This window comes from Providencia rustigianii DSM 4541 (genome assembly GCF_000156395.1).
In the GTDB taxonomy this organism is placed as follows: Bacteria; Pseudomonadota; Gammaproteobacteria; order Enterobacterales; family Enterobacteriaceae; genus Providencia; species Providencia rustigianii.
Window position 1 is genome coordinate 813 of the sequence record NZ_GG703820.1, and the last position, 25,049, is coordinate 25,861.

At 40.7% G+C, this 25,049-nt stretch carries 20 protein-coding genes, 4 tRNA genes and 1 other annotated feature; of the genes, 5 read left to right on the forward strand and 19 right to left on the reverse strand.

The annotated features are described in order from the left end of the window. Positions 1-340 precede the first annotated feature (340 nt). The 3 genes from clpB to rluD form a co-directional block, all read right to left on the reverse strand. The gene (gene clpB / locus PROVRUST_RS14365; RefSeq protein WP_006815590.1) at positions 341-2,914 is read right to left on the reverse strand and encodes an ATP-dependent chaperone ClpB; all 2,574 of its coding nucleotides are present in this window, start codon (positions 2,912-2,914) and stop codon (positions 341-343) included. A gap of 124 nt (positions 2,915-3,038) precedes the next feature. After that, on the reverse strand, positions 3,039-3,773 hold the full coding sequence (gene yfiH / locus PROVRUST_RS14370; RefSeq protein WP_006815591.1) for a purine nucleoside phosphorylase YfiH: 735 nt from the start codon (positions 3,771-3,773) through the stop codon (positions 3,039-3,041). Further along, positions 3,773-4,750 (reverse strand): 23S rRNA pseudouridine(1911/1915/1917) synthase RluD, encoded by a 978-nt coding sequence (gene rluD / locus PROVRUST_RS14375; RefSeq protein WP_006815592.1) that lies wholly within the window; start codon positions 4,748-4,750, stop codon positions 3,773-3,775. Before rluD ends, yfiH begins: the two co-directional genes overlap by 1 nt. A 136-nt stretch (positions 4,751-4,886) precedes the next feature. Between rluD and bamD the strand changes: the two genes are divergently transcribed. From bamD to pheA, 3 genes are all read left to right on the forward strand, one after another. Then, entirely contained in the window at positions 4,887-5,615 is a 729-nt protein-coding gene (bamD, locus tag PROVRUST_RS14380; RefSeq protein WP_006815593.1) for an outer membrane protein assembly factor BamD, read from the forward strand. Between the two features lie 332 nt (positions 5,616-5,947). Further along, positions 5,948-6,277 (forward strand): ribosome-associated translation inhibitor RaiA, encoded by a 330-nt coding sequence (raiA, locus tag PROVRUST_RS14385; protein WP_039855530.1) that lies wholly within the window; start codon positions 5,948-5,950, stop codon positions 6,275-6,277. A gap of 170 nt (positions 6,278-6,447) precedes the next feature. Then, positions 6,448-6,567: a sequence feature (Phe leader region), on the forward strand. Between the two features lie 25 nt (positions 6,568-6,592). Further along, a complete protein-coding gene (gene pheA, locus PROVRUST_RS14390; RefSeq protein ID WP_006815595.1) occupies positions 6,593-7,765 on the forward strand; it encodes a bifunctional chorismate mutase/prephenate dehydratase in 1,173 nt (390 codons plus the stop codon). Positions 7,766-7,815: 50 nt separating this feature from the next. Here pheA and PROVRUST_RS14395 read toward each other — a convergent pair whose 3' ends face one another. From PROVRUST_RS14395 to ffh, 8 genes are all read right to left on the reverse strand, one after another. Beyond that, entirely contained in the window at positions 7,816-9,372 is a 1,557-nt protein-coding gene (locus PROVRUST_RS14395) for a methyl-accepting chemotaxis protein (RefSeq protein WP_006815596.1), read from the reverse strand. 288 nt (positions 9,373-9,660) lie between these two features. Continuing rightward, a complete protein-coding gene (gene tyrA / locus PROVRUST_RS14400) occupies positions 9,661-10,782 on the reverse strand; it encodes a bifunctional chorismate mutase/prephenate dehydrogenase (RefSeq protein WP_006815597.1) in 1,122 nt (373 codons plus the stop codon). A gap of 13 nt (positions 10,783-10,795) precedes the next feature. Continuing rightward, positions 10,796-11,890 carry a 3-deoxy-7-phosphoheptulonate synthase gene (locus tag PROVRUST_RS14405; RefSeq protein ID WP_006815598.1) on the reverse strand — a complete coding sequence of 365 codons (1,095 nt, stop codon included), beginning with the start codon at positions 11,888-11,890 and terminating at the stop codon, positions 10,796-10,798. A gap of 456 nt (positions 11,891-12,346) precedes the next feature. Further along, the gene (gene rplS, locus PROVRUST_RS14410) at positions 12,347-12,700 is read right to left on the reverse strand and encodes a 50S ribosomal protein L19 (RefSeq protein WP_006815599.1); all 354 of its coding nucleotides are present in this window, start codon (positions 12,698-12,700) and stop codon (positions 12,347-12,349) included. Positions 12,701-12,741: 41 nt separating this feature from the next. After that, positions 12,742-13,506, reverse strand: coding sequence for a tRNA (guanosine(37)-N1)-methyltransferase TrmD (trmD, locus tag PROVRUST_RS14415; protein WP_006815600.1), 765 nt, complete (start codon positions 13,504-13,506; stop codon positions 12,742-12,744). 36 nt (positions 13,507-13,542) lie between these two features. Next, positions 13,543-14,091, reverse strand: a complete 549-nt coding sequence (gene rimM / locus PROVRUST_RS14420; protein WP_006815601.1) for a ribosome maturation factor RimM — start codon at positions 14,089-14,091, stop codon at positions 13,543-13,545. A gap of 18 nt (positions 14,092-14,109) precedes the next feature. After that, positions 14,110-14,358, reverse strand: a complete 249-nt coding sequence (gene rpsP, locus PROVRUST_RS14425) for a 30S ribosomal protein S16 (RefSeq protein ID WP_006815602.1) — start codon at positions 14,356-14,358, stop codon at positions 14,110-14,112. 137 nt (positions 14,359-14,495) lie between these two features. Then, complete coding sequence (ffh, locus tag PROVRUST_RS14430; RefSeq protein ID WP_006815603.1) at positions 14,496-15,857, reverse strand: signal recognition particle protein; 1,362 nt, start codon at positions 15,855-15,857, stop codon at positions 14,496-14,498. Between the two features lie 283 nt (positions 15,858-16,140). Between ffh and PROVRUST_RS14435 the strand changes: the two genes are divergently transcribed. Beyond that, positions 16,141-16,932: a cytochrome C assembly family protein gene (locus PROVRUST_RS14435; protein WP_006815605.1), complete on the forward strand. Its 792-nt coding sequence runs from the start codon at positions 16,141-16,143 to the stop codon at positions 16,930-16,932. A gap of 42 nt (positions 16,933-16,974) precedes the next feature. Then, positions 16,975-18,261, forward strand: coding sequence for a CNNM domain-containing protein (locus tag PROVRUST_RS14440; protein WP_039855532.1), 1,287 nt, complete (start codon positions 16,975-16,977; stop codon positions 18,259-18,261). Between the two features lie 77 nt (positions 18,262-18,338). Here the strand turns inward: PROVRUST_RS14440 and luxS are convergent, their stop codons facing one another. The 8 genes from luxS to alaS all read right to left on the reverse strand — a co-directional run bounded on the left by luxS (position 18,339) and on the right by alaS (position 24,797). After that, a complete protein-coding gene (gene luxS, locus PROVRUST_RS14445) occupies positions 18,339-18,854 on the reverse strand; it encodes an S-ribosylhomocysteine lyase (protein ID WP_006815607.1) in 516 nt (171 codons plus the stop codon). A 145-nt stretch (positions 18,855-18,999) separates the two neighbouring features. After that, positions 19,000-20,559 (reverse strand): glutamate--cysteine ligase, encoded by a 1,560-nt coding sequence (gene gshA, locus PROVRUST_RS14450; RefSeq protein WP_006815608.1) that lies wholly within the window; start codon positions 20,557-20,559, stop codon positions 19,000-19,002. 188 nt (positions 20,560-20,747) lie between these two features. Next, positions 20,748-20,824, reverse strand: a tRNA-Arg gene (locus tag PROVRUST_RS14455). Positions 20,825-20,932: 108 nt separating this feature from the next. Then, positions 20,933-21,009, reverse strand: a tRNA-Arg gene (locus PROVRUST_RS14460). A 134-nt stretch (positions 21,010-21,143) separates the two neighbouring features. After that, a tRNA-Arg gene (locus PROVRUST_RS14465) sits at positions 21,144-21,220 on the reverse strand. Positions 21,221-21,231: 11 nt separating this feature from the next. Continuing rightward, positions 21,232-21,324 (reverse strand) — tRNA-Ser (locus PROVRUST_RS14470). 431 nt (positions 21,325-21,755) lie between these two features. Beyond that, positions 21,756-21,941: a carbon storage regulator CsrA gene (csrA, locus tag PROVRUST_RS14475; protein WP_004264815.1), complete on the reverse strand. Its 186-nt coding sequence runs from the start codon at positions 21,939-21,941 to the stop codon at positions 21,756-21,758. Between the two features lie 228 nt (positions 21,942-22,169). Next, positions 22,170-24,797: an alanine--tRNA ligase gene (alaS, locus tag PROVRUST_RS14480; RefSeq protein ID WP_006815610.1), complete on the reverse strand. Its 2,628-nt coding sequence runs from the start codon at positions 24,795-24,797 to the stop codon at positions 22,170-22,172. Positions 24,798-25,049 lie beyond the last annotated feature (252 nt).

Below are 25,049 nucleotides of genomic sequence, written 5' to 3' on the forward strand. Positions count from 1 at the left end.
TCAACTTAGGTCGTTGTCGCGAGGTGGCGTATATTACGCTTTCCTCGGTGAGAGTCAAGCATTTTTTTACTTAATCTTTTCAGATTCTCTCGCTGCCGGTTCAGTGTCCATCGCGCTTTGCGTTGGCTTGTTCCCGGTCAGTGGATGCGCATTATAGGGAGTCAGAAAAATCTGGCAAGTGTTTTTTGAAAAATAATATTCAATTGCTCACCGTTTATACTTCAAGAGCAATTATCCACCAAAATAGGCCATTTTCGGCTGTTTTAATGATAAAAAAGGCGGCTTTATCAGCCGCCTTTCGATTTAATTTGAATTGATGAACATAATATCTATGACCTAATTACTGTTTTGCCACAATTTCATCATTTTCAACATCCAGAGTAATTGGTTTACCCGGAATCAATTTACCTGACAGAATTTCTTGTGCCAGTGGGTTTTCAATCTCTTGCTGAATTGCACGTTTCAACGGACGGGCACCAAAGATTGGGTCAAAGCCTGCTTCACCAATTTTTTCTAATGCTGCAGCCGTTGCTGTCACTTCATAACCGTGCTCTTCTAAACGTTTATACAAACGAGCCAATTGAATATTTGCAATATTCGCAATTTGCTCTTTACCTAATGGGTGGAACACAACAACTTCATCTATACGGTTAATAAACTCAGGTCTGAAGTTATGGGATACCACTTCCATCACCATATTTTTCATTTCTGAATAATCAATCATGCCAAATCGTTCTTGGATGAGATCAGAACCTAAGTTTGATGTCATGATGATAACCGTATTACGGAAGTCTACCGTTCTACCTTGACCATCAGTTAAACGTCCATCATCCAGCACTTGCAATAAAATGTTAAATACATCTGGGTGTGCTTTCTCAACTTCGTCCAATAAAATAACTGAGTATGGACGACGTCTTACCGCTTCAGTCAAATAGCCACCCTCTTCGTATCCAACATATCCTGGAGGTGCACCCACTAAACGAGAGACTGCATGTTTTTCCATAAATTCGGACATATCGATACGAACCATCGCATCGTCGCTATCAAACATGAAGTTTGCTAACGCTTTACACAGCTCTGTTTTACCTACCCCAGTTGGACCTAAGAACATAAAGGAGCCAATTGGACGGTTTGGATCAGATAAACCGGCACGACTACGACGAATAGCATTCGATACAGCAACAACAGCTTCGTCCTGCCCAATTACACGTTGATGTAATTGCTGCTCCATACGCAATAATTTTTCTCTTTCGCTTTCCAGCATTCTAGAGACCGGGATTCCTGTCCAGCGAGCTAAAATTTCCGCGATTTCAACATCAGTCACTTTGTTACGTAAAAGCTTCATGCTTTTACCTTCTGCCTTAGTCGCAGCTTCTAGCTGTTTTTCCAACTCAGGAATACGGCCATATTGCAGTTCAGACATTTTAGCTAAATCACCCATACGACGTGCTTTTTCCATTTCAATACGCGTATTTTCTAATTCAGCTTTAATGTGCTGTGTACCTGTTAATGATGCTTTTTCGGCTTTCCATTCTTCATCCAATGCGGAGTATTCACGCTCTTTTTCCGCCAGCTCTTCTTCTAACATTTCAAGACGTTTTTTACTCGCATCATCGGACTCTTTTTTCAGAGCTTGTTGCTCCAACTTTAATTGGATAATACGTCTTTCTAGTCTATCTAAAGATTCTGGCTTAGAATCCATTTGCATACGTAAGCTTGCACCAGCCTCATCGATTAAGTCGATAGCTTTATCTGGCAACATACGGTCTGTAATGTAACGATGGGATAACGTCGCCGCCGCTACAATTGCAGGGTCTGTAATTTGCACATGGTGATGCAATTCATAACGCTCTTTTAAACCACGTAAAATTGCAATGGTATCTTCAACAGATGGTTCCGCCACGTATACTTTTTGGAAACGACGCTCTAACGCCGGATCTTTCTCAATATATTGACGGTACTCATCTAATGTTGTCGCACCCACACAATGTAATTCACCACGTGCCAGTGCTGGTTTTAACATGTTACCGGCATCCATCGCACCATCGGCTTTACCTGCGCCAACCATCGTATGCAATTCGTCGATAAACAGAATGACATTACCTTCTTGCTTAGCTAGGTCATTCAAAACACCTTTCAAACGTTCTTCAAATTCACCACGATATTTTGCCCCTGCAATCAGAGCGCCCATATCCAGTGATAAAACACGTTTGTTTTTTAAGCCTTCTGGCACTTCACCATTAACAATACGCTGAGCTAATCCTTCAACAATTGCAGTCTTACCAACACCTGGTTCACCAATTAACACTGGGTTGTTTTTGGTACGACGCTGTAATACTTGGATGGTACGACGAATTTCTTCATCACGACCAATCACTGGGTCTAATTTGCCTTGCTCTGCTCGTTCAGTTAAATCGACAGTATATTTTTTCAAGGCTTGGCGCTGGTCTTCAGCGCTTTGATCATTCACTTTTTCTCCACCACGCATCTGTTCTATCGCCTTTTTCAAATTATCTTTATTCACACCCGCCGCTTTCAACATATCGGCAAGGGTTGTATTGGCTTCTAAAGCAGCGAGCAAAAATAATTCTGAGGAGATAAATTCATCTCCATTTTTCTGAGCCAGCTGGTCACATAGGTTCAAATGACGCATTAAATCACTTGATGGTTGAACATCCCCAGCAACACCTTGTACTTGTGGCAACCGAGATAATACATCTTCAATTTTTTGTTTAAATTCAATGGCATTAACACCAAGCGTCGTCAGCAATGGACGAACGGTGCCATTTTCTTGATTAAATAAAGCACTTAATAAATGAATTGGTTCAATAAACTGATTTTCGCGCCCAAGGGCTAATGACTGGGCGTCAGCGAGAGCTTGCTGGAATTTATTAGTTAAACGATCCAGACGCATAACACCTCCAATAGAATAAGTTAAACTTGCTACTGAAGATAAGATGCGGTCTGTTTTTGGGGATTCAAGTTTTAAAATGGATTATTTTTGCAATATCTTTTAATTTGAAACATTAATCTAATATCTAAGTATTTATCCATATAAGTGATGCCATCCGCCCTGTTTTACCCTCACGTCGGTAGGAAAAAAATCTATTTTCTTCACTAGCGGTGCAGAAAGTACCACCATAAATAGAGGAGATTCCCACGGCTTCGAGCTTTTTACGGGCTAATAAATAGAGATTTGCAAGGTATTTATCTTGATGAGGAACAAATGCCTCAACTAATTCGGCCGACTGATTAATAAATGCCAATTTAACCTCAGCCCCAACCTCAAATTTTTCAGGACCAATTGCAGGCCCAAGCCATACCATGATTTCATGGGGTGGAGATTTAAACTGTGCCACTGTATTTTCGAGTACGCCATCACACAGTCCTCGCCAACCCGCATGCGCAGCTGCTACCTCTTTACCATCACGGCTACAAAATAATACGGGTAGGCAGTCAGCCGTCATAATTGCACAGACTTGCCCAACCTTATCGGTATACACCGCATCCGCTTGGCGATTTTCAATATATTCACCATTCAGATGTAAAACATGAGTTCCGTGTACTTGCTCAAGCCACACAGGTTGTTGTGGTAATTGAGCAAGCACTTCGAGACGACGCCGATTTTCACTGACAGCTTCAGGTAAATCCTCAACATGATCGCCTAAATTTAAGCTATCAAAAGGTGGCTGACTGACACCACCTAAGCGAGTAGTACTGCATGTTGAAATATTTTTTGGCTGTGGCCATTCAGGGAAAATCAATGTATTCATTACCAGTCCATGTTGTCTTTATGTAATTCAGCATCCGCTTTTAATGCGTTGATTAGCTCCACCATATCATCAGGTAATGGTGCATGCCATTCCATTTGGATCCCCGAAATTGGATGATATAAGCGCAGCATCGTTGCATGTAAAGCTTGTCTATCAAACTTGCGCATTACCTCAAAGAACTCTTCCGTGGCACCTTTCAATGGACGAGGTCTACCGCCATATAACTGGTCACCAATTAGTGGGTGATTAATATGTGCCATATGCACACGAATTTGGTGCGTTCTTCCTGTTTCTAAGCGCAGGCGTAAACGGGTATGTGCACGGAAATGCTCCATAATCCGGTAATGAGTTACTGCGGGTTTCCCCATTGGGTGAACCGCCATATGAGTTCTTTTCGTTGGGTGACGTGAAATGGGTTCTTCAACCATTCCCCCTGCGGTCATACGACCTACCGCAACAGCCTCATATTCTCGAGTTATTTCTCTACGCTGCAAAGCGTCAACTAAATGCGTTTGTGCTGGAACTGTTTTTGCTACAACCATCAGGCCAGTTGTGTCTTTATCTAAGCGATGAACAATCCCTGCTCTCGGCACATCCGCAATCTCAGGATAACGGTATAACAACGCATTCAAGATGGTTCCATCTGGGTTACCTGCTCCGGGATGAACAACTAAACCTCGTGGTTTATTGATAACTAGGATATCTTCGTCTTCATAAACAACATCAAGAGGTATATCTTGAGGCTCCCAACGAGTATCTTCTTCAATAAGAGCATCGATTGAAATTTGTTCGCCACCTAAAACTTTTTCTTTTGCCTTATTGATAACTTTGCCATTAACCTGCACTCTATCGTCTAAAATCCATTCTTTTATTCGAGAACGTGAATAATCAGGGAACAATTCGGCCAAAGCCTGATCTAAACGTTGACCAAGCTGTGATTCAGCGATGGTTGCACTAAGTTGTACTTGTTGAGCCATAAATTAATCTACTTTTTAGTGTTTGTATTTTGACGGCGCTGCCGTTTCATTTAAAATGTGTGCTATTGTAACTCGAATTTTGCCGGGAGCCTTCGGATAGGCTCCCTTGATACAGTCAGAGGATAACCTACACGTGATGATACGTATGAAATATCTGGTGGCAGCTGCCACGTTGAGCCTGGCTCTTGCCGGATGCTCCAGCAATAACGAAGTCAGCCCCGATAGCTCCCCAGCTGAAATTTATAGTACGGGTCAGCAAAAATTACAGGACGGTAACTATAGCGCGGCTATTAAACAGTTTGAAGCGCTTGATAACCGCTACCCGTTTGGTCCATATGCCCAGCAGGTACAATTAGACCTGATTTATGCTTATTATAAATCAGCTGAGCTACCAATGGCGATAGCAACCATTGACCGTTTCATGCGTTTAAATCCAACCCATCCAAATATTGACTATGTACTGTATATGCGCGGCCTAACAGCAATGGCGCTAGATGACAGTATGTTACAAGGTTTCTTTGGTATAGACCGATCTGACCGAGATCCTCAACATGCATTAGTTGCATTCAAAGACCTTAGCCAATTAGTCCGTTATTATCCAAATAGCCAATATTCAAATGATGCGAGTAAACGCTTAGTCTATTTAAAAGATCGTTTAGCTAAATTCGATCTCTCTGTGGTTGAATATTACAACAAACGTGGGGCTTATGTCGCGGTTGTTAATCGTGTTCAACAGATGCTAAGAGATTACCCAGATACTGAAGCAACTCGTAAGGCACTGACTTACATGGAAATTGCTTATAAAGAAATGGGCTTAGATAACGAAGCAAATAAAGTAGCAAGCATTCTTGCGGCTAACCAATAGGCTCCGTTAAGATCACAAACAGCAGCCTAGGCTGCTGTTTTCATTTTTGGGTACTATCCTCATGAAAAATGTGACTATTTTTCATTTATAATTAATACCCTAATTTTTAACCCAAAAGAAGCACCGACTATTCACCGTATCTATAGTCAACTCTGTCAGTTTCCCTCAATTTATCTATTTTGGCAATCCTTTTAGCCCCCTTTCTTAGTCAAAATCACACTTCGGATGAGTGATCCCTACCCCATGATTTAAATGTGATCTATGTCATTTTTTTATTGTTATAACTCGGTATTCTGAAGTCATTAAAGACGGAAACAATGAGAGGTAACTATATGATAGTTAATATTACTAGCAAACAAATGGACATTACCCCAGCAATTCGTGAACACATTGAGAACCGTCTAACAAAACTCGATAAATGGCAAGTTTCCCTAATTAACACTCATGTGGTGTTATCAAAAGAGCCCCAAGGTTTTATGGTTGATGCCAACATAAAAACCGCTACCGGAAAATTGGTAGCAACTGCTAAGCATGAAGATATGTACGTTGCAATAAATGAACTAATCAATAAGCTCGAAAGACAGTTAAATAAAGTGCAACATAAAGGAGAATCAAGAAGGGCATGTAATAGTGTAAAAGAAGCGAATCTAGTTACGTTATAATCAGTTACGTTTAAGTAGTTACGTTGTATTTTTATATTATCAATCCACTTATCTTGAAACTTTCCAAACGCGCTCATCATGGGCGCGTTTTTACGTTGATTGCTATTTTTTGTTGACATCCCCTTCACTATCATGTCTATTTGAGTGACTTCTATTTAAAGGTATTTTGTAATGAATTTAAATTTTGTTTTCTTTTTCTTCTTTAGCCACTCTTATTAAGGGGCTTTTGTCGTTCGAGAAAAAAAAGAAGACAAAATTTTAAAGCCCCCTCTTTTGGGGGCTTTTTTTATTCACTGATGTTGATAGGGGCGCAGAATGAAAAATAGTACTAATTTACTGAAAGTGCGTGAGAAAATTAGCCAGTTAGACAGCGAACTCCTTGGACTTCTCGCAAAACGTCGAGGTTATGCCATTGAAGTTGCAGAAACCAAAATTGATGATAATCGACCTATTCGCGATAAAGAACGTGAACGTCAGCTACTCGATGCTTTGATCAATAAAGGCAAACCACTAGGCCTTGATGGTTTCTATATCACTCGATTATTCCAAATGATTATCGAGGATTCCGTCCTCACTCAGCAGACTATTTTACAGAAACATTTAAATCTTACGCCTAGTGATACAGCACGCTTTGCCTTTTTGGGTCCCAAAGGTTCTTACTCTCATGTCGCTGCTCGTCAGTATTCTGCTCGCCATTTTGACCAACTCGTTGAATGTAGCTGCCATAAATTCCAAGATATTTTTTCATTAGTAGAAAGCGGTCAAGCTGATTACGGTATTTTACCCATTGAAAATACTAGCTCCGGGGCAATTAACGATGTTTACGATTTATTGCAAAATACGTCTTTATCAATCGTTGGTGAGATCCGTCTTCCAATTAATCACTGCTTACTTACCACTAAAAATAGCGATCTGAGTAAAATAGAAATTGTTTATAGCCACCCCCAACCTTTCCAGCAGTGCAGCCAATATTTATCTCAATTTCCCCATTGGAAAATTGAATATTGCGATAGTACGTCAACTGCAATGCAAAAAGTTGCAGAGCACAACTCACCGAATGTTGCAGCTTTAGGTAGCGAAGCTGGTGGATTGCTATATGGCTTAGAGGTACTTGAACACAATCTTGCTAATCAGCAAATTAATATGACTCGTTTTATTGTTGTAGCACCAAAAGCTATCGACGTAACTGAGCAAGTCCCAGCAAAAACAACATTATTAATGACTACCGGTCAACAAGCAGGGGCTTTAGTCGATGCCTTAATTATCTTAAAAAATAATAAGATTGTGATGAGTAAATTAGAATCGCGCCCAATCAATGGTAAGCCTTGGGAAGAAATGTTTTATGTGGATGTTCATGCCAACTTACGTTCGGATAATCTGCAACAAGCGTTAAAAGAGCTAGCAGAAATTACTCGGTCAATAAAAATCCTTGGCTGTTACCCATCAGAAAACGTGGTTCCCGTTGAGCCAGAAAAAATAGCACCATAAAATTTCAGATAACTAACACAGGCAATCTGCCCGTGTTAGTTATTAATCTACTATGACTTAAGAGGAGAAGAAGAGAGTTTAAAGTAATTAACTAATTCCTGTAGATGGAATGCTTGCTCATTCAATGAACCTGCTGCAACAACCGATTCTTCAACCAAACTCGCATTTTGCTGAGTCGTTAAATCCAATTGCCCTACTGCACTATTGATTTGAGAAATACCATCACTCTGTTCATGGCTGGCTTGGCCAATTTCACGCAATAACACATTCATCTCATCAACACTCTCTATCATGCCATGGATTTGCTGACTCGCTTGCTCAACTAACTCCATTCCCTCTTGAGTTTGGGAGGATGATTTTTCAATCAAGCCACGAATATCGCTCGCTGATGCCGCACTTTTTTGTGCTAATAATCGAACCTCTCCTGCTACTACTGCAAATCCTCGTCCATGCTCCCCTGCTCTAGCCGCTTCTACGGAGGCATTCAATGCAAGAATATTAGTTTGAAAAGCAATCGTATCAATAAGATTGATAATATCCGTCATTTGCTGCGAAGATGCATTAATTGTTCGCATTTTATCCGTTAGCTGATTCATCATTTGACCGTTATTTTTAACAATAACAGCCGCATCATCCGCAAGCATAGTTGCTTCATGGGTATGTTCAGTGGTGTTTTTTACTGTGGACGTAATTTGCTCCATTGAGCTTGCCGTTTCCTCCACTGAAGCAGCCTGCTCTTCTGTACGTGCAGCAAGATTTTGGTTGCCTGCCACTATTTGGCCAGCGGCTGCAGAGATGCTTTCAGAGCCATTTTGTACTTCTTGCACGATCTCTAGTAAATGTTCTTTCATATTACCGAGAGAATCTAGCAATATGCCGGTTTCATCTTTAGATTGTGCTTTGATATCCTGTGTTAAATCACCACTAGCAATCGCTTTTGCAAAATCAACAGCCTGTTCTAATGGGCGAGTAATAGTCATCGTGATGTACCAGCCCATCACACAGCCCGCCACAATACTGATGATCGAAAGAAAAGCGAGTAATGTTCTATTCAGTTTATAGTCATCTTCAACTTTGTATCCCGATTCTTGCATCAGCATATTTTGAGTCGCAATCAGATTTTGAACCTGTTCACGATACTCACGTTGGATTGCTGATGTTTTGGTCATCATTTCTTCTATCGCTGCTTGACGATTGTTTTGATTCATAAATTCCATCATTCGTTTTTGCGAATCATGAAATTTAACTCTCACATCATGAATATTTTCTAAGGTTTCCCGAGAGCGACTATCGGTAATACTTCGATCTAATTCATCCAATAAGTCTGAAATATTTTGGCTGATTTTAACCAACTCTTCCTTGCGTTTCTCACTACCTCTGTCATCTAATAAAATGAGCTCTTGGATACCAATATAAGAATAAAAATTATCCATGACCGAGTTAGCATTTGCCGTGATGGGATAACTTTTGAAAATAATAGTCTGCATACTTTCATTAGCGCGATTCATATTCACTAATGAAAATAGGGAGCTTAAAACAATCAGAGCGATAAAAACTCCAAATGCGACAGTTAACTTCACACTAATTTTGAGATTTCGAAAAGACATATACTTACCACTCTATTCATCATTTAATGATTAGAGTTATCGGTAGAATATAAGGGATCTTTACCACATAAATCGCTCAATTTACAAATATGAATATTTAAAATTGATTGATTTGTGATTGCACAAGAGATTATGGTGCAAGTTAAATGAGAAATAGCCTCATTTGGGACAAACTAAGATTATAAGTACAATTACTTATTTTAAATAAATATTGATATTTATGATGCTTTTTTGAAAAATTCTTGAGTAATTTCCCCTACCGCCAAGCAGGAAGTAGGGGAAAAAACGTTATTTACGATTGTCATTGGCTCTTTGTAATAAAGATTGGCTTTCTTTCATAAAATGATATGCATCTTCGCCGAACCATTGGCTTACTTGCGTAAACTGTCGGATAAATTCGGTTTTATCATTACGTTCCAACATTTCAATCGATTGACCTAGAAGTCGATAATAGCGGCGGATCAACTCTACATTTTCGTCCGAGGACATAATGATATCCGCATATAGTTGGGGGTCTTGAGCAAATAACCGCCCTACCATTGCTAGTTCTAAACGGTAAATCGGAGAAGAAAGATCCAACAATTGTTGTAAATCAACTTGCTCATCTGCCAAATTTTTCCCGTAAGTAAACGTTGTAAAATGGCGTAACGCTTGTATGAAGCTCATATTGCGATCATGTTCTTTAGGCTTGATCTGTTTTAATCGAGCGCCCCATACTTGCAACTGTTCAAGGAACCATTGGTAAACATCAGCATCTCGACCATCACAGTATGCAAATACCTGTTTAGCCACGCTACCAATATCGGGACCAAACATCGGATGTAAACCAAGAACGGGACCTTTATGTACCTGAAGCATAGCTTCCAGTGGTTTCTGTTTAACTGATGCGATATCGACTAAAATCGTTTTTGGATCTAATTTTGGTAGCTGGTTAATCACATCCACCGTTAAATGAATAGGAACACTGATGATCACGACACTTGCACCAGAAACAATAGATGATGCATGAGGCCAATCTTGCTCAGCTAATACCTTAACTTGATAGCCAGAGAGCGTCAGAAGGCGGTTAAATAATCGCCCCATTTTCCCTTCTCCACCCACAATAATAATAGGGCCAGCTTCCAGATTTAGTGTTTTAAACCCTTTATCATTTTCACGCGTATAAGATTCCCGCATAATCCTTCGGAGGATATCCTCGATTAGGTCAGCAGGGATCCCCATACGTTCAGCTTCAGCTCTACGTGCGGCTAACATGCTGGACTCACGCTCTGGTACATAGATAGGTAATCCATGTTGGCTTTTAACTTCACCCACTTCCGCAACTAGTTGAAGCCGCTTAGCTAATAGATCTAATAATGACTTATCAACTTCATCAATTTGCTCCCTTAAATGGGATAATTCAACAGACATACCAATACCTTGCTCAGCTCACTTTACTTAATTTTTGCCCACGCTGTTCAAGCATTGGTGATAATGCTTGATGCAATTTGCGCAGCACGGACTCTGTTGTTTCCCAGTTAATGCAGGCATCTGTAACTGAAACACCGTATTGCATGTTTTCTCTTGGCTGTTCAGATGTTTGGCTTCCTTCATTAATATGGCTTTCAAGCATAATACCTGTAATTGATTCATTACCATTAATAATTTGTTCAAGAATTGAATCAACAACAAGTGGCTGACGACGGTAATCTTTGTTTGAGTTACCATGGCTACAATCCACCATTAATGATGGTTCAAGCCCTGCCTTTCTCATTTCAGCTTCACACGCCGCAATATTTTCAGCATCATAGTTAGGTGTTTTTCCGCCACGTAAAATAACATGACCATTTTTATTACCATTAGTATGAAGTAAGCACACTTGCCCAGATTGGTTAATGCCCATAAATCTATGTGGCATCGCAGCGGCTTTTAATGCATTTATTGCTGTCGATAGGCTACCATCTGTACCATTTTTAAAACCAACTGGCATGGACAAACCAGAGGCCATTTCACGGTGAGTTTGAGATTCTGTAGTTCTCGCTCCAATGGCTGACCAGCTGAATAAGTCACCTAGGTATTGTGGGTTATTAGGATCGAGAGCTTCTGTCGCTAACGGTAATCCCATATTGACTAAGTTAGTTAATAGATCACGAGCAATATGTAGCCCTTTTTCCATTTCAAAACTACCATCCATAAATGGATCACTGATTAAACCTTTCCAACCAACCGTTGTACGTGGTTTTTCAAAGTACACACGCATCACAATATATAAGCTATCACTTAACTCAGCGGCTAGTTTCTGCAAACGCTCGCCATACTCAATGGCGGCATCAACATCATGGATTGAACAAGGACCACATACCACGAGTAAGCGCGGGTCACGCTGATGAATAATATCAGCAATTACTTTACGCGATGTCGCAATGGCATGCAGATTGCTGTGACTCAATGGATATTTTTGCTTCAGACTTTCAGGAGTAATTAAAACCTGCTCGTCTTGAATATTCACATTATTGAGTACATCTTTTTGCATGATCATTTGATTACCTATTTAGCTTATTATTTATTAGTGATGTTATTTATCGATCTTGTGTTTGGTGCGTGAGAGATAACATATCATGCATCGTAAAGATTTCAATCCAAAACTGTAAAATAACTCAATTTGATGTACATAAAAAATTACATAATGATATCTAATTGAATTTAAAGTAATTAAAACAATAGTCTGAGGTAAATTTTATATTCAAGAGAATACAATGAATAAATTAGTAAACATATGTTTACAAAAATAATTTTATTGGGTGATATATTCTAAATAGTTCGAGTTGTGGCTAGGTGGCAAAATGAAGACAGCGCAGGGAGCATACATAAGTATGTGACCTGTGTGGCTGAATGAAGCCAACACCGCCACAGCGCGAAATATGACGAATATATGACGAATATAAAAAAGGCCCGCTATAAGCGGGCCTCAACTTTCGGATGTAGCGAAAGCGTATTACTTAACGTTCAGACGCTCTTTAATACGAGCAGCCTTACCAGAACGCTCACGCAGGTAGTACAGTTTAGCTTGGCGAACAGCACCACGACGTTTAACAGTAATGCTATCTACGACTGGTGAATGAGTTTGGAATACACGCTCAACACCTTCGCCGTTAGAAATTTTACGAACAGTGAATGCAGAGTGCAGACCGCGGTTACGAATAGCAATAACCACGCCCTCAAATGCCTGCAGACGTTTCTTAGAGCCTTCAACGACCCATACCTTAACTTCCACGCTGTCGCCTGGACGGAATGAAGGTACGTCCTGCTTCATCTGCTCTTGTTCAAGTTGTTTAATAATGTTGCTCATAATAACTCTCTTACCCTAGGTAAACTGATATATGTAGACAATTAATTGTCTGGATTCATTGATTGCTCAGCCTGATATTCCCGTTGGAATTCAGCTAGCAACATCCTCTGCTCGTCAGTCAGAGCTAGGCTTTCTAGAAGCTCAGGTCTTCTAAGCCAGGTACGACCAAGTGATTGTTTCATGCGCCAGCTATCAATCTTGGCATGATTGCCTGAAAGTAAAATCTCAGGAACTTGCATGCCATCTAGCACTTCAGGTCGAGTATAGTGAGGACAGTCCAGCAAGCCATCTGCAAAAGAATCTTCTTGAGCTGAAGCTTGATGCCCCAGAACTCCAGGAATAAACCGAGAGACTGAGTCTATCAACACCATTGCGGGGAGCTCCCCACCACTGAGAACGTAATCACCGATTGACCATTCTTCATCAACTTCGGTTTGAATGATCCGTTCATCAATACCTTCATAGCGGCCACAAACAAGAATTAGCTTCTCATTTGTTGCCAGCTCACAAACCCCATCTTGACCGAGTTTGCGACCTTGTGGTGACAGATAAATGACCTTTGCACCATCACCGGCCTCAGTTCTTGCTGTACGAATCGCATCCTTTAACGGTTGCACCATCATCAGCATGCCTGGACCACCACCATATGGGCGGTCATCGACTGTTTTATGTCTATCGTGCGTAAAATCTCTAGGATTCCAACACTCAACAGTCAGCAAGCCATTTTTCACTGCCCGACCAGTTACCCCGTACTCGGTTATTGCGCGGAACATTTCGGGAAACAGGCTAATTACACCAATCCACATGATTTATCCCACTCATAAAAACCGTTAATCGGAGATTTAAAAACCAGGATCCCACTCCACTTCAATAACTTGGGCGGAGAGATCGACTTTCTTGATAACCTGCCCATCAAGAAACGGAACCAGCCGCTCCTTGATGCCAAATGCATCTTTCAGATTTGCCTTAATCACCAGAACGTCATTCGATCCGGTTTCCATCATGTCAACAACGGTACCAAGGTCATAACCATCTAACGTTACTACGTGGCAACCCATAAGGTCTTTCCAATAGTATTCGTTATTCTCCAACTCAGGAAGTTGGGTTGAATCAACCGCAATTTCAAAGTTGGTCAATAATGTCGCTGCATCACGGTCTTCGACCCCTTTCAGCTTGACGATGATATCTTTGTTGTGATGTTTCCAATCTTCTATTTCAATATGTTGCCATTGACCAGAACGTTGGATAAACCAAGGCTGATAATCAAAAATACTTTCAGCATGTTCGGTGGACGAAAAAACTTTGAGCCAACCACGAATACCGTATGCAGCTCCTAATTTGCCCAAAACAATTGGGTTTGCTGGGGGCTGAAGTTTAGTTTGCGTGCTCATTGTTACCACCGTGACAGATTAAGCTACTTTCTTAGCTTGTTTGACCAGTTGTGCAACACGGTCAGAAACAGTTGCACCTAAGCCAACCCAATGTTCGATACGGTCTAGGTCTAAACGCAGTTCTTCTGCTTGACCAGTAGCGATCGGGTTAAAGAAGCCGATACGCTCGATGAAACGACCGTCACGCGCATTGCGGCTATCGGTTACAACGATTTGATAGAACGGACGTTTTTTAGCGCCGCCACGAGATAAACGAATTGTTACCATAACATCCTCATTAGTTAACAAAACAACCAGACTCCATCGAGGGATAGAGTCCGGTTGTTATATAAAAAGCCCGAAAAGTTTACTCACTTTGACGCAAAAATCAATCAAAAGTGCATTTTAGTTTCAAGCTTTACTGCTTAACGCCCCGGAAATCCCGGAGGCATCATACCTTTCATGCCGCGCATCATTTTGGCTAAGCCGCCTTTTTTCATCTTTTTCATCATGCGTTGCATATCATCAAACTGTTTCAAGAGTTTATTAACTTCTTGAACTGTAGTCCCAGAACCCGCAGCAATACGGCGTTTGCGTGAGCCTTTAATAATTTCTGGCTTTTCACGTTCTTTACGCGTCATTGATTGGATCATGGCTTCCATACGGATAGTTATTTTATCATCCATCTGGGATTTAACTGCATCTGGTATCTGGGACATGCCTGGCATTTTACTTAACATGCTGGTCATTCCGCCCATATTACGCATCTGCTTTAACTGGTTTAAGAAGTCATTTAGGTCGAACGTATCGCCTGTTTTGAGTTTCTTAGCTAGCTTTTCTGCTTCATCGCGATCAACTTTGTGCTCAAGTTCCTCAATCAGGGATAATACATCCCCCATTCCCAAGATACGTGATGCAACACGCTCAGGGTGGAATGGTTCAAGGGCATCCGTTTTTTCACCGACCCCGAGGAATTTAATTGGTTTACCTGTAATGGCGCGAATCGATAACGCAGCACCACCACGTGCATCACCATCAACTTTCGTTAATACGATACCCGTTAATGGCAAGGCTTCGTTAAAGGCTTTAGCTGTATTTGCAGCATCTTGCCCCGTCATTGCATCGACGACAAACAGCGTTTCTACTGGGTTAATAATGCGATGAATTTCTTGGATTTCTTCCATCATCACTTCATCAACGTGCAATCGCCCGGCAGTATCCACCAGTAGAACATCATAAAATTGAAGTTGAGCGTGTTTTAGCGCTTTCTGGACAATAGATGCAGGTTTTTCTTGTGCATCAGAAGGGAAGAAATCAATGCTAACCGCTTCGGCTAATGTTTCTAACTGTTTAATCGCCGCAGGACGGTATACGTCGGCAGAGACCACAAGCACTTTTTTCTTTTGCTTTTCTTTTAACAGTTTACCCAGCTTAGCAACGCTGGTTGTTTTACCTGCGCCTTGCAAGCCAGCCATCAATACCACGGCTGGTGGCTGAGCAGATAAATTCAGTTGATGGTTTTCTTCACCCATGGCACGGGTCAGTTCATTTTGAACAATCTTTATGAACTCTTGTCCCGGTGTTAGGCTTTTATTAACATCTTGACCAACAGCGCTTTCTTTGACTTTTTGAATAAACTCACGGACAACTGGCAATGCAACGTCAGCTTCCAGTAACGCCATGCGAACTTCGCGTAATGTATCTTTAATATTGTCATCAGTCAGACGTCCACGTCCGCTGATATTGCGCAAAGTGCGCGATAGTCTGTCAGTTAAATTATCAAACATATGTCTTAGCTCAATTCTGTTATGGGCCTATATGTAGCCTTATTTGGTTACTCGCGCTATGTATTTCAAGGGCAAATAAAAATAGCCACGACACAATCCAACGCTGATATTGGCTGAGGAGTGTATCATATCTGATGCTTTTTCGCTGCCTTGTTTACCTAACTCTAATGAGCTATCGATAAAGAATATCAAGGGATTCGCCATACCAATGGTTGGAGCCTACACGCGCACGAGTTATACTATAAAGTATCTATCCACTAAAAATGAATAACGACACTATACTATGCCCGTATTTGCAGTCATAGCAGTTTGTACATACATGGTCAGTCTGCTGCTGATCGTTCCCAGTCAAGTGCGTAAGCAAGCAATCTATCGCAGATTAGCTATTTTATTAGCCATCATCGCGATGATTACTCACGCAATTACACTGAAATTACAAATTTTCAGTGAAGTGAGCGGGCAAAACTTAACTTTATTGAATCTCGGCTCTTCCGTCAGTTTATTGATGTGTTTAATCATGACCGTTGTGGGGTATTTAGGGCGAGCATGGTATTTAACGCCCATTGTCTATAGCTTCGCGATTATTAACCTCATTTTATCAACGACAATGCCAGGTGAATTTATAACTCACTTGGAAGCCAGTACTCCGTTATTTGTTCATATTGGTTTAGCACTTTTAAGCTATGCAACACTCTTAATTGCGGCATTATATGCGTTTCAAGTGGCGATTATCGATTATCAGCTAAAGAATAAAATTCTGAAGTTTAGCCCTGATATGCCACCAATGATGGTCATTGAGCGCAAAATGTTTCACGTTACTCAGGTGGGGGTTATTTTACTCACGCTGACTTTATGTACTGGTTTTATTTATATCGATAATATTTTTGATAAAGAAAATATCCATAAATCGATATTGTCGGTTGTGGCTTGGTTTGTTTACGTTATTTTGCTATGGGGACACTTTCATGGCGGATGGCGTGGAAAACGCGTGTTATTTTTCCACGTAGGGGGCTCATTGATCCTCACGTTAGCTTTTTTCGGTAATCGTTTAGTCCAACAACTGACCGTCTCTTAGTCAGAAAGTTAACGTTGAACTCCTGTTATAAGGAACCTTGTTTTGGATGATGTATCCACTGGTACTCTAATCATCATATTGATTGTTTTAATCTTTTTGTCTGCTTATTTTTCAGCATCAGAAACCAGTATGATGACATTGAACCGTTATCGATTAAAACATTTAGCGAAGCAAGGTAATCGTTCCGCTATGCGTGTTGAGAAATTACTGAGGCATCCAGATAAACTGTTAAGTTTAGTACTTATTGGTAATAACTTAATTAATATTATTGCCTCAGCCCTTGCGACTATCATTGGTATGCGCTTATACGGCAATACTGGTGTAGCAATAGCAACGGGAATTCTAACGTTTGTAATTCTATTATTCGCAGAAGTCATGCCTAAAACGCTTGCAGCACTTTATCCTGAGCGAATTGCGTTTCCGAGCAGTCTAATATTAAATCCATTACAAAAAATCATGATGCCTATTGTTTTGGGATTCAATGCGATTTCAGCTTCGTTTTTACGTTGCTGCGGGATCCGCCCTTCCGCTATACGCAGCGATGCAGTGAATAAAGAAGAGCTACGCACCATCGTCAATGAATCTAAAAATAAACTTAGCCGACGTAATCAGGATATGTTGATTTCTATCCTCGATTTAGACAAAGTCACGGTTGGCGACATTATGTTGCCACGCAATGAAATTGTCGGCATCGATGTTAATGATGATTGGAAGTCGATTGTGAGGCAACTAACCCACTCACCTCATGGTCGAATAGTCCTGTATCGAGATTCTTTGGATGATTCTATTGGTATTTTACGAGTGCGTGAAGCCTATCGTTTGATGATGGAAAAACGGGAGTTTAACAAACAAAATCTGATAAAAGCTGCCGATAATATCTACTTCATTCCTGATAGCACCCCCCTAAATATTCAACTCGTGAACTTCCAACATAAAAAAGAAAAATTGGGGATAATCGTTGATGAATATGGCGAAATCCAAGGCTTAATCACAGTAGAAGATATTTTGGAAGAAATTGTTGGCGATTTCACCACATCAATGTCACCTTCCCTAGCAGAAGAAGTTATTCCACAAAGTGATGGTAGCGTATTGGTTGATGGAACAACAAATATTCGAGATTTGAATAAAGCCTTCGATTGGAACTTACCTGTAGATGGTCCTAGAACGGTCAATGGGATGGTTTTAGAGGTTTTAGGGGATATCCCTCAACCAAAAGAACAAATAGCCATAGGGAGCTATCTCATCGAAGTTTTAGTGATGAACGACAATACCATTAAACAGGTAAAAATTATCCCTTTAGCTTTTGATTCTCAAGAACCTGAATTCTAGTCAGTTATAAAACAAAAAAGCCTTAAAATCAGCCTGTATGCATGATTTTAAGGCTTTTTAAATTAAGGCATAACCCACTAAATATGTAATTGAGCTAATTTTTCTTCAGGTAGAGCCAGCTCATCATTTTTGTTGATACCGATCTCTTTAGCAAGAACCTGACTAGCAATTTGCTGCGCTTCTTCTAAAGAGTGCATCATATAAGTTCCACACTGATAAACATTGAGCTCAGGGATCTTATTTTGATCTTGGACATTTAACACATCCTCCATCGAAGCCTTCCATGCTGTTGCCACACGTGCCTCATCTGGCTGACCAATCAAACTCATATAAAAACCGGTTCGACACCCCATAGGGGAAATATCAATGATTTCTACACCATCTCCATTCAGATGATCTCGCATAAATCCAGCAAAGAGGTGCTCAAGGGTATGCGTGCCTTTTTCTGTCATTGCTTCTTTATTTGGAACTGTGAAGCGTAAATCAAAAACAGTGATTGTATCACCACTTGGTGTTTTCATTGTTTTTGCTATACGAACAGCAGGAGCTGCCATACGCGTGTGATCTACAGTAAAACTGTCTAATAATGGCATTTCATGACCTCCTAAAAAATATTTATGAAGAAAATGAAACTAATCTAAAAACGCAGAGTCTGAATATATGAAAGACGCGCAAATTGTTATCATCCCTAATTCTCTAAGAGATTTTTTATTTGGCCACTTAATGTGGCCACTTCTTTTAGCGTCCTGCGTGAATCCGTAAATACTCTTCAAAGCTCTCGCTTTTATCCTGTTCCATCAATTTCTGTTTCTCTATTGAAGCCAAACGAGCTTGCTCAAATTGCTCTTCAGTGATCACTTCATAAGGCTCATTGATCAATTGCTGATAATATTTTTCAGCCAGTTCAAGACCATAACCTCCAATACCTTTCTCTAACATCTCATCCATGACAAGAGCAGAGTAAGTTAAGGTCGGATCTTCAAACATAGCCACAAATTGATGACAAACTTCTTTGTATTTGGCATCACAACAAGTATCAAGTACTTCAGCAACACGGATCAGATCGTTAAATAATGTTTGCCCAACTTCAACAAGAGGCTTTTGCTCACTACCACAACCAAAACCGATCACTTGTCCGGGCTTACGTCCTTCCAAGATCACGCGATTCCAGTTTTTACGGCAACAATCTAACTCTTGACTATTCATCTCAGGCGCATCTGCCAATACACACCAGATTAAGAATAAGTCCACAAAACGAGCTTGGGTTTCATTAACACCAATAGGACTAAATGGATTGATATCAAGAGAGCGAACCTCAATATACTCAATACCACCACGCAGTAACGCATCAGAAGGTGATTCATTACCTTTCGGGACACGTTTAGGACGAATTGGTGCATACAGTTCATTTTCGATTTGCAGCACATTAGTGTTTAACTGAATGTATTTGCCATCTTTTTTAACACCTAGCTTTTCAAACTCAGCTGAAGGTTTATGGATAGCTTTCTTGAGGTTTTCAACATATTCATCTAGGTGATTAAACGTAATATTTAAATCGCTCTGTGATTTATTGGTATATCCCAAGTCACTCATTCTTAAAGATGTAGCGTAAGGTAAATAGTAAGTACCACACTCAGTTTTATTAAAATCGAGTGACGTTTCCCTATCTTTCAGGAATGAACCACAGATTGCAGGAGAAGCTCCAAATAGATATGGGATCACCCAGCCAAAACGGTAATAATTTCGGATCAGACGTAAGTAGCCTTCAGAAATCTTTTCTTTACCACTTTGTTCATCTTCCACTCCAGCCCAAGCTTGCCAAAATTCAATCGGGAATGAAAAGTTATAATGCACCCCTGCGATGGTTTGCATTAAAGCACCGTAGCGGTTTTTTAAACCCTCGCGGTACAAAGTTTTAAATTGGCCAACATTAGAAGTGCCGTACTGCGCCAGAGTGATTTTATCTTCACCCTCAATAAAGCAAGGCATACTCAACGGCCACATTCTTTCATCATGTAAATGACGAGCAGTATATCGATGCAAGTCCCTGAGAAAAGCCAAATTATGGCTGATGCTTTTATCTACAGGTGTAATAAATTCGAGTAAAGACTCAGCAAAATCGGTAGTGATCCATTTATGCGTCAGTGCCTTACCTAACTCATCTGAATGTAAAGTCTCAGCAATTGCGCCTTGAGGTGTGACACGCAATGTTTCACGCTCAATACCACGTTGAATACCATTGAGAATTTCCGGGTGCGCCTCTAACCAAGAGAGCGCTTTTGATACGTCCGGGATCAAATTGACCTCCCGCCTGTGATTTAGATTTATTTTATTAAGGAGGTTACTTTAGCTTAAATCACAGAAATTGTCGCTGTCTAGATGTGTGGTTTAGAGAGTTATGAAATGAATGATTCTACTTAGAATTGAATAGAGAAGACTAATTTTAGGTAAAAAAAAACTCCTCAAATTGAGGAGTTTCTTAATGATGGTGCATCCGGGAGGATTCGAACCTCCGACCGCTCGGTTCGTAGCCGAGTACTCTATCCAGCTGAGCTACGGATGCAAAATTCTTCGATTATCAATCGACAATTGCATTTACAGCAATCAGTAATTTATCAGTTTGAATATTATTAAAAGGGATTATTGATACTTTACAGAAAAGTTTAAGAGATGGTGCATCCGGGAGGATTCGAACCTCCGACCGCTCGGTTCGTAGCCGAGTACTCTATCCAGCTGAGCTACGGATGCATTTTCGTGCAATCGTACTTCTCTCTCAATACTACTTATCAAAATCTACTTCAACATCAATCTAAAACTACTGCTTTGTCTTAGCCTGCTAAGCTAAAACATCACCCTATCAGTCTAACTCATAGGGCTTAAAATGGTGCATCCGGGAGGATTCGAACCTCCGACCGCTCGGTTCGTAGCCGAGTACTCTATCCAGCTGAGCTACGGATGCAGAGCCTAAAATGGCGGTGAGGGAGGGATTCGAACCCTCGATGCAGCTTTTGACCGCATACTCCCTTAGCAGGGGAGCGCCTTCAGCCTCTCGGCCACCTCACCATATTTTAGTTACACATGATTTGTTTTTTCAAACATCTCGTCTCTGTGTGGCGCACATATTACTTTCCTAGCCTTAGAAGTCAAACAATTTTTCCAAACTTTTTGCATTCTGGCGTTCGTTTGCACATTTCACAAGCAAGATGATTAGTTTAACACCGAAAAAGCCATATTTCTGTGCTTTCCTAAAGAATTTTATCAACCAAAGTTACATCAAAAAAATGGGTAATATTGACTTCAAAACCATAACATATTGGTTAACTGTAGAAAAATAATACAGAATAAAAATAACAAATGAGAAAAGGAATGTACCTTTAGTACCATTATTCTTAATTAAACAGATAGGAATAAGAAATTTTCGAGGTTTTTAAAGGGGAATAGAAGACAAGCGCCCATTATTGCTGTGTGATCACTCACTGGACGCTTATTCATTATTATTGATTGTCTGGTTGAGTCTTTTCGGCCTGGATCCGTTGATAAATTTCTTCACGGTGAACAGAAACCTCTTTTGGGGCATTAACACCAATACGAACTTGGTTGCCTTTTACTCCCAATACAGTCACTGTTACCTCATCGCCTATCATGAGTGTTTCACCAACTCGACGAGTCAGAATAAGCATTCTTTGCTCCTTGAAATATTAAAAGAGTCGGGTCTCTAGGTATCCCCCGCTATTGTCCATCACACACCGTGAAAACGTAAAGCAATGATATTCACCTAAAGCATTGATGCCATCAAGGCAATAATTCTAGTTATTTACAAGCAAAATATAACACTACCGGCAACATATTAACAATGTTGCAACAGATTAAAGTTGCCTCACATCAAGCAAGGCAACCTCAATAAGCGCTTACAGTTTCGAATCAACCCATTGTTCAACACTTGCCATCGCTGTAGGTAATGCTTTTACATCACTACCGCCAGCCATTGCCATATCAGGTCGCCCGCCGCCTTTACCGCCAACTTGCTGAGCAACATAAGATACTAAATCACCTGCTTTAATTTTAGCAGTCAAATCATTAGTCACACCAACAATTATACTGACTTTATCACCACTCGTGGTTGAAAGCACGATAATCGCAGACTTCAGCTGATTTTTTAAATCATCAACCATTGTTCTCAATAATTTAGGATCTGTATCATTTAATTGGCTAACTAATAGCTTGATACCTTTGACATCTTTTGCTTTGCTACCCAATGATGCACTCTCTTGAGAAGCTTGCTGATCTTTCAATTGCAGAATCTCTTTTTCAAGATTACGCGATTTATCCAATGCTGCTTTTACTTTCTCAACAAGGCTATTCGCATCACCCTTTAATAAATGGGCAATTGCAGAAAGTTGCTCAGATTGAGCATGAAGATGCTCAATAGCTGTTGCACCTGTTGTCGCTTCAATTCGGCGAACACCGGCAGCAGTGCCTGACTCACTTAGAATACTGAATAAACCGATATCTCCAGTACGGCTAGCGTGAGTACCACCACATAATTCGATGGAGAAATCCCCCATACTCAGAACACGTACGCGCTCTTCATATTTTTCACCGAATAATGCCATAGCACCTTTCGCTTTCGCGCCCTCTAAATCCATCAATTCAGTTTCAATTTCTGAGTTTTGGCGAATTTGTGCGTTCACAATATCTTCGACTTGGCGTAGCTGCTGCTGTGTCAGGGCTTCAAAATGAGAGAAGTCAAAACGTAGATATTTGTCATTAACCAATGAGCCTTTCTGAGAAACATGCTCACCAAGTATTTGGCGTAGCGCCGCATGTAATAAGTGAGTGGCTGAGTGATTCAGACGAATAGCATTACGTCTTTCGCTATTAACTCTCGCTGAGATACGGTGGTTAACAACCAAAGAACCTGATTCCACTTTTCCAACATGACCAATTGCTTGACCATACTTTTGAGTATCCAAAACGACAAAGTTGCCACTTTCATTCGTTAGCACACCTGTATCACCAACTTGACCGCCTGACTCTGCATAGAATGCAGTTTTATCAAGGATAACTAGCCCTTCTTCACCCGCGTTTAGTGCGTCAACAGGTTGGCCATCTTTATACAGTGCAGTGATAGTCGCTTGCTGTTCATCATGTTGATAACCAGAGAACTCGCTACGCTTATCAACTTTGATCAGGGCATTATAGTCAGCGCCAAAACCACTGGATTCTCTCGCACGGCGACGTTGGTCTTCCATTGCACGCTCAAAGCCTTCTTCATCCACTTTGATATTACGCTCACGACAAACGTCAGCAGTTAAATCCAGTGGGAATCCGTAGGTATCATATAAGCGGAAAGCAGTTTCGCCTTCTAGAGTGTCACCTTTCAGTGATGCCAGCTCGTCATCTAATAATTGTAAGCCGCGCTCTAAAGTACGCGCAAATTGCTCTTCTTCAGTTTTTAGAACTTTCTCAACCATCGCTTGCTGGCGCTGCAACTCATCTGCCGCGGTACCCATCACTTTGATTAAAGTAGGAACTAATTTGTAGAAGAATGTATCTTTAGCACCCAGCATATAACCGTGCCGTACAGCACGACGGATAATGCGGCGTAATACATAACCACGGCCTTCATTTGATGGAATTACACCATCACTAATTAAAAAAGCACATGAGCGAATATGGTCAGCGATAACACGTAGAGACTTGTTAGATAAGTCGGTCGCGCCAGTTGCTTCTGCTGCTGCTGCAATCAGTTCACGGAAAATGTCGATGTCATAGTTAGAATTGACATGTTGTAGAACCGCAGAAATACGCTCCAGACCCATTCCTGTATCTACAGATGGTTTTGGTAACGGTTCCATAGTCCCGTCGGATTGACGGTTGAATTGCATGAAAACAAGGTTCCAGATTTCAATATAGCGGTCGCCATCTTCTTCTGGTGTTCCTGGAGGTCCCCCCCAGATATGATCCCCATGATCATAAAAAATTTCGGTGCACGGACCACAAGGACCAGTATCCCCCATCTGCCAGAAGTTATCAGATGCGTAAGGAGCCCCTTTGTTGTCACCAATACGGATGATACGCTCTGCTGGAACGCCGATCTCTTTGTTCCAAATGTCATAAGCTTCATCATCAGTGGCGTATACAGTTACCCACAGTCTTTCTTTTGGTAGGTTAAACCATTGTTCGCTAGTTAATAATTCCCAAGCAAATCGGATAGCATCGTGTTTAAAATAATCACCGAAGCTAAAGTTACCTAACATTTCAAAGAATGTGTGGTGACGTGCTGTATAACCCACATTTTCTAAGTCGTTATGTTTACCACCTGCACGCACACAACGCTGTGCAGTTGTCGCTCGGGAATATGCTCTTTTATCCAGACCAAGAAATACATCTTTGAACTGGTTCATCCCTGCGTTAGTGAACAATAGTGTTGGGTCATTGTTTGGTACTAGCGAACTGCTGGCTACCACCTGATGACCTTTCGTATGGAAAAAGTCGAGAAACGCTTGACGGATCTCAGCGGTGCTTTTACTCATATTTATCCCGATATCAAGCTGGAAACAGAATTACGAATTGTTGAGATGGAATGTAACATCACCTCTAATCAACTCTCCGATTAAAAAGTGACTGATAAGATAAAGTCTCTTTGTGTAGAAGTAAAATATAGATACATCCATTCGTGGCTTTCATTGTAAAGCGTCTGAATATTTTCTGAAAGTATGTTTATACTTCTCTCTAGGGTATTTTTCCACAAAAAAACTGTTCAAGAAACTATTATTATGATAGCT